Origin of the sequence: Streptomyces sudanensis (genome assembly GCF_023614315.1) — a bacterium.
Lineage (GTDB): Bacteria > Actinomycetota > Actinomycetes > Streptomycetales > Streptomycetaceae > Streptomyces > Streptomyces sudanensis.
Genome location: NZ_CP095474.1, coordinates 634,033 through 639,058 on the forward strand (window position 1 = coordinate 634,033; position 5,026 = coordinate 639,058).

General features: G+C 73.0%; 6 protein-coding genes and 2 pseudogenes. 1 reads left to right on the forward strand and 7 read right to left on the reverse strand.

The annotated features are described in order from the left end of the window. Positions 1 to 49: 49 nt before the first annotated feature. The 7 genes and pseudogenes from MW084_RS02720 to MW084_RS02750 all read right to left on the reverse strand — a co-directional run bounded on the left by MW084_RS02720 (position 50) and on the right by MW084_RS02750 (position 4,485). Positions 50 to 1,018 carry a zinc-binding dehydrogenase gene (locus MW084_RS02720; RefSeq protein ID WP_010471604.1) on the reverse strand — a complete coding sequence of 323 codons (969 nt, stop codon included), beginning with the start codon at positions 1,016 to 1,018 and terminating at the stop codon, positions 50 to 52. A gap of 255 nt (positions 1,019 to 1,273) precedes the next feature. Then, positions 1,274 to 1,982 (reverse strand): annotated as a pseudogene (locus MW084_RS02725) (serine/threonine protein kinase); the annotation flags it as partial. Positions 1,983 to 1,989: 7 nt separating this feature from the next. Next, a pseudogene (locus tag MW084_RS02730) lies at positions 1,990 to 2,861 on the reverse strand (serine/threonine-protein kinase); the annotation flags it as partial. A 286-nt stretch (positions 2,862 to 3,147) separates the two neighbouring features. After that, positions 3,148 to 3,399, reverse strand: a complete 252-nt coding sequence (locus MW084_RS02735; protein ID WP_010471606.1) for a hypothetical protein — start codon at positions 3,397 to 3,399, stop codon at positions 3,148 to 3,150. After that, a complete protein-coding gene (locus MW084_RS02740; RefSeq protein WP_029553575.1) occupies positions 3,396 to 3,746 on the reverse strand; it encodes a hypothetical protein in 351 nt (116 codons plus the stop codon). The genes MW084_RS02735 and MW084_RS02740 overlap by 4 nt, the downstream gene beginning before the upstream one ends. Before the next feature lie 284 nt (positions 3,747 to 4,030). Continuing rightward, positions 4,031 to 4,294, reverse strand: a complete 264-nt coding sequence (locus MW084_RS02745; protein WP_010471608.1) for a hypothetical protein — start codon at positions 4,292 to 4,294, stop codon at positions 4,031 to 4,033. Further along, positions 4,291 to 4,485, reverse strand: a complete 195-nt coding sequence (locus MW084_RS02750) for a hypothetical protein (RefSeq protein ID WP_039829507.1) — start codon at positions 4,483 to 4,485, stop codon at positions 4,291 to 4,293. The genes MW084_RS02745 and MW084_RS02750 overlap by 4 nt, the downstream gene beginning before the upstream one ends. 278 nt (positions 4,486 to 4,763) lie before the next feature. Between MW084_RS02750 and MW084_RS02755 the strand changes: the two genes are divergently transcribed. Next, the coding region (locus MW084_RS02755) for a GntR family transcriptional regulator (RefSeq protein ID WP_275563455.1) at positions 4,764 to 5,016 on the forward strand (253 nt) is incomplete at its 3' end. Between the last annotated feature and the right edge of the window lie 10 nt (positions 5,017 to 5,026).

The window sequence follows — 5,026 nt, forward strand, 5'->3', positions numbered from 1 at the left end:
GGNGGTNTNCTGCNGCTGGGNTNNGNAGNNGGGGCTCAGGAGGCGGGGCTCAGGAGGCGGGCGTCAGGACGATCTTCCCGAACAGGTCGCCGGACTCCATCCGGGCGAAGCCCTCCCGCGCCCGGTCCAGCGGCAGCACCTCGTCGATCACCGGCCGGACCCCGGTCGCGGCGCAGAAGGACAGCAGGTCCTCCAGCTCGTCCTTGGAGCCCATCGTCGAGCCGACGACCCTCAGCTCCAGGAAGAAGATCCGGGTCAGCTCGGCGTGCGGGGGCCGGTCGCCGCTGGTCGCGCCGGAGACGACCAGGGTGCCCCCCGGCTTCAGCGACTTGACCGAGTGGGACCAGGTGGCGGCGCCGACCGTCTCGATGACGGCGTCCACCCGCTGCGGCAGCCGCGCGCCGGGCTCGAACGCGTCGACGGCGCCCAGCTCGACGGCGCGCCCGCGCTTGGCCTCGTCGCGGCTGGTGGCGAAGACCCGCAGGCCGGCGGCCTTCCCCAGGACGATCGCGGCGGTCGCGACGCCGCCGCCGGCACCCTGGACGAGCACGGAGTCGCCGGGGCGGACCCCGGCGTTGGTGAAGAGCATCCGGTACGCGGTGAGCCAGGCGGTGGGGAGGCACGCGGCTTCCTCGAAGCTCAGCTCCGCGGGCTTGGGCAGCACGTTCCAGGCGGGCACGGTGACCCGCTCGGCGAAGGTGCCCTGGTAGCGCTCGGACAGGATGGAGCGGGGCTCGCGGGGGCCGACCCCGTGGCCGGTCTGGCCGATGACGGAGTGGACGACGACCTCGTTGCCGTCCTCGTCGACGCCGGCGGCGTCGCAGCCGAGGATCATCGGCAGCCTCTCCCCGGGCAGGCCGACCCCGCGCAGGGACCACAGGTCGTGGTGGTTGAGGGAGGCGGCCCTGACGGTGACGGTGGTCCAGCCCGGCCGTGCCTCGGGTTCCGGGCGGTCGCCCAGTTCGAGGCCGTCGAGGGGGCGGTCGGGGTCGATGCGTGCGGCGTAGGCGGCGAACATGGCCCCGAGACTAGGCGCGCGGGGAGCGGGGCGGAACCACATCCCCGGTGTGACGCGCGTCCCTCCCCCGGCACCCCGGAGCGCCCCCGGGACCGGCACGGTGGACCCGTCGCCGGAGGATCGGGACACGGCCGACGGCGCTACCGGCCTCGCGGCCACGCCGAGGGGCGCCGAACCATCCGGCGACGCGACCGTCGCGGGACCCTCGGCCGCGCGGTGGCGTGGTTCCGGCGACGCCGCTTCCGCAGGAAGCGGTCAGGAAGCCGTACCGTCGAGGCCGAGGCGGATCACGGCGAGCGCCTCGGCGATCTCGACGGCCATCTCGTCCCCCGGGCCGAACACCATGCACATGTCCTGGTGGAGCGGTTCGAGGACCTGCCGGGCCTCGGCGGTCCGGCCCTGGGCGAGCAGCAGCATCCCGATGTTGTGCCGGAGCTCCACGGCTTCCTCGCTCACGTCGCTGTCGACGGCCCGCACGACGTTCAGCACGCCCTGGAGCGCGGCCAGCGCGTCGGTGACCTGGCCGAGCTCGGCGCGGCACCGGGCCGCCTGGGCGCGGCAGGCGCGGGCCTGCTCGCCGGTGGGCCCGGCGACACGGGCGTAGGCGTCGGCGAGTGCGTCGAACTCGGGCAGGGCGGCCCGGTAGTCGCCGCCGAGGAGGTGGATCGCCGCCCGCTGGCGGCGCAGCGCCAGGACCTGCCTGCTCTCGGAACCGAGGGCGAGGGCGGCGGGTGCGACGACCTCGCCGAGCACCTCGGCGGCCTGCGCGAACCGCTCCTCCTCCAGCAGGGCGTCGGAACGCGCGTACGCCTCCTCGATGTCCTCGCGCAGCCGGCCGGGGACCGGCACCGGCGGGGCCCCCGGGAGGACGGCCGTCGGCGCCGGATCACCGGGCGCCGGGGCCTGGGCGCGGGCGCGGGGCGCGAACGGGCGGCGGAACACGCCCGTGGGGTCGGGCGCGCCGNCCGGNNCCCGCGTCCGCCGTGCCGGGGTCCCGGCCCGGCGGCGGGAGGAACGGCAGCAGCCGCGCGTACACCTCCTGCGTGTCGGCGGGCCGCGCCTCGGGCGCCTTGCGCAGCAGGTGCAGGACCAGCTCCTCCAGCGCCTCGGGGACGTCGGGCCGCAGCTGCCGCAGCGGGGTGGGCGCGGCGTTGACGTGCCGGTACATCAGCAGGTACTCGCTCTCCGCCTCGAACACGAGGCGCCCGCAGAGGAGTTCGTGCAGCACGCAGCCGAGCGCGTACAGGTCGGTCCGCGGGGTGACGCGTCCGCCGCGGACCTGCTCGGGCGACATGTACTGGTAGGTGCCGACGGGGCTGCCGGTGGCGGTCAGCTTGGTGACGTCGGTCCGCAGGATCGCCGCGATGCCGAAGTCGAGGACCTTCACCGTGCCGTCGCGGGCGACGAGGATGTTGCCCGGCTTGAGGTCCCGGTGGATCACCGGCACCTCGTGCGCGTACGACAGCACGGTCGCGACCTGCGCGGCGACGGCGGCCGCCCAGCTGACCGGCAGCGGCCGGCCGGGGTCGAGGTAGGCGGACAGCGGTACGCCGTCCACGAGCTCCATCACCAGGAACAGCCGCTCGTACGACGCGTCGAGCACCGCGTCGTACACCTGCGGCACGCCGGGGTGCTGGATGCGCGCGGTGATGCGGGCCTCGCGGCGGAAGCGCTTGGCGAACTCCTCGGCCAGCTCCGGGGAGGTGACCGACGCCTGCCGGATGAGCTTCACCGCGACGGGCCGGTCGAGCACGGCGTCGTAGCCGCGCCACACGTCGCCCATGCCGCCGTGGCTGAGCTCCTCCAGGAGTTCGTAACGGTCGGAGATCGCCTCCTGCGGCACCTTGCCCCCGGTGTGCGCGATGAACGGTCACGGTCAGGGGTCAAGTGTGACCGCCGCGTCAGGACGCCGTCCAGGGTTCGCGGTGCGAGAGGGGCACGGGCCCGGCGGTGGGCGACGGGCAGGAGGGTGCGGCGGCCGGTCTCCCGCCGACCGGACCGTCTGAGCCGTACCTTCACCACCGCCGTCGGGCCCAGTCGGGCGGGCGGCTGGGTCCTCACGTCGTGCACGGTCAGCCGAGACAACAAAACGCCCCCCGCTCCGAAGAGCCGGGGACCACCTGCTGGGGTCAGATCCAGGTGACCTGGAGGACGTAGCCGCACTCGAACCGGGGGACGATCAGGAAGACGAACATGCCTCCGGGGACATCCACGGTTTCGCTCTTCGGCCCTCTGCCTTCGTACCTCGTGCCGTCGAGGTAGAGAGCTTCAGCGGCGCGGATCAGCTCGTCGGCTTTCTTCTCGACCTCGGCGATGAAGGCCGGCGGAGCTCCGCCGGCCACGTACTCCTCGCTGGGGTCGTACTCCCATCTCCAGGTCACTCGGACACCGCCTTGTACGCGGCGCGGATGATGTCGCCGGAGATCCTTACGTAGCGGCGGCTTTCTTCAAGGGTCTCGGCGGCGTTGGCCATGTACTCGGCGCGGCGCAGCTCACGCGCCACCTCGGGAAACCGCTCGATTTCGATGTTGGCGGCCCACGCGATCATGAAGAGCTGGAGGGGCTTGATGCTGCTCTGCTCGATGGCGGCGGCGACGGCCCTGCGCTGATCGGCGTCCATTTCCGGCAGTCGCTCCGGCGCGATGGCGGCAAGGGCGGCCCGGAGGGCCTCGGGGGTCCGCGCGGGGCGCGGGATCAGCTCTGTGTCGTGGTCGGGCTGTGTGCTCACGATGTCCTCCAAGGGATGCCCCGGCCAGCATATCCAGCCGGGGCACACGCATCAGATGCCGTCGTCCAGCCCCTCCTCGCGGCGGATCATCCGCCAGGCCGCCGTAGGAGACGGCCTGCGCGAGGAAGCCGTACTTCCTGACGTAATCGTTGAGGTCGGCGCGGAAGCCCCCCGCCGTCTCCTGGTCATCCCCGTCCTCGCTGTCGAGCAGCGCGGTGGAGCGGGCGACGGCGGGGGAGAGCAGAAGGCACCACCGGCCCTGCGGCCGGCTTGCCGCTACGCCGTCACTCCCTGTCGGCTGCCATGATGCCGACGCATTCTTCGAGCGCGGCGTGCAGCGGCCTCACGAAGGCGGCGAGCTCGGCGTCCGACGCCTTCCCCACCTCCAGCAGCGCGCCGACCACCGTCACCAGGACGGTGGCGGCCTTCAGCGCGTGCACGTCGGCCAGCTCCTCGAGAATGCCGCCGGGGTGCGTGACCGCCAGGGCCTCCTTGCCGGTGGCCGGGTCGAGACCGAGACTGCGCAGACGCGGCGCGTGCGAGCTCATGCGGCGGCCTCCCACGGAACCGGAACGTAGTCCTGCCCCAGCGTCGCCAGGACCGCCGCCCTGCGCCGCTCGCGCTGGAGACGCCGCCGCTCGCGTTCGTCCCGCTCGCGCTCCCATTCGACGACGTACGGGCGGACCAGGGGCATGCCGTCGGCGGTGATGAGGTCCGCCGGGCGCGGACACGTGATCACGGGCGGACGTTCCGGAGCGGGCGGGCGGAGGGTGGGGGGCAGCGGTGGCGAGGATGCCGTGGAGCGGTGGGCACCGCGGGCGGGCAGGAAGAGGGCCAGGATCGCGGCCAGTAGGGTGCGCATAGGTCGACTCCATTGCAGTCGGCTCAGCCCCGGCACGGAAGCTCTGACCCTTCCGGCCGGGGCGTTTCTTTGGGCCATCGTATCGCCTTGTATCGCTAAGTATCGAGTCGTATCTCAAAGAGCGTGCATCTACCCGCTTGCCTAGCGTCGAGTCCATGAACCCTGATGCTGAGATCGACCACGGCGCGCCGCTGACCCCGTACCGCCAACTGGCCGAGATCCTGCGTGGGCAGATTCAGCGCGGTGACTGGCGTCCCGGGCGGATGCTGCCGAGTGAGGCCCAGCTTGTGCAGCGATACGGGATCGCGCGTACGACCGTACGGCGGGGGCTCGGACTACTGGCGGAAGAAGGCTGGGTGTACGCCGTACCCCAACGGGGGTGGTTCGTCGCTGACCCCCTGCCGCCCTNCCCCGAGAC

Bases quoted from the DNA above. Each gene is read 5' to 3' on its own strand.
- MW084_RS02720 (WP_010471604.1), bottom strand. From the start codon at position 1,018: ATGTTCGCCGCCTACGCCGCACGCATCGACCCCGACCGCCCCCTCGAC.
- MW084_RS02745 (WP_010471608.1), bottom strand. From the start codon at position 4,294: ATGAGCTCGCACGCGCCGCGTCTGCGCAGTCTCGGTCTCGACCCGGCC.